Source organism: Desulfobulbus alkaliphilus, assembly GCF_016918545.1.
Classification (GTDB): Bacteria; Desulfobacterota; Desulfobulbia; order Desulfobulbales; family Desulfobulbaceae; genus Desulfobulbus; species Desulfobulbus alkaliphilus.
This window is the reverse complement of record NZ_JAFFQC010000165.1, coordinates 1-478: the sequence shown is the minus strand read 5'-3', so window position 1 is coordinate 478 and position 478 is coordinate 1. Positions and strand designations below refer to the sequence as shown.

The window sequence follows — 478 nt, the reverse complement described above, 5'->3', positions numbered from 1 at the left end:
CCCTTGCCCGAGGCCACGCGCGCCGCCTGCGTCGCTTCCGACGCGGTGCTGTTGGGCGCCGTGGGCGGACCGAAATGGGATGGCGGCAAGGCGCGTCCGGAACAGGGGCTGTTGGCGATCCGCAAGGCGATGGGCCTGTTCGCCAATCTGCGGCCGTTGCAGGTGTCGCCGGTGCTGGCGCACCGCTCCCCGCTGAAGAAGGAGATCGTCGAGGGCGTCGATCTGATCGTCTTCCGCGAACTGACCGGCGGCGTCTATTTCGGCGAGAAGACCCGCACCGCCGATCGCGCCACCGACCTGTGCGAATACACCGTGCCGGAGATCGAGCGGGTGACCCGCGCCGCCTTCCAGACCGCTCAACAGCGTCGCGGCAAGGTGACCTCGGTCGACAAGGCCAATGTCATGGAGACCAGTCGCTTGTGGCGCGAGGTCGTGACCCGCATCCATGCCGAGGAGTTCCCCGACATCACCCTGGAGC

The 478-nt window shown here is 68.0% G+C and carries 1 protein-coding gene; it reads left to right on the top strand.

Translation table 11 applies throughout. The annotated features are described in order from the left end of the window. Nucleotides 1-478: isocitrate/isopropylmalate family dehydrogenase (locus JWG43_RS20715; RefSeq protein WP_240193675.1), on the top strand; the 478-nt coding region annotated here is incomplete at both ends.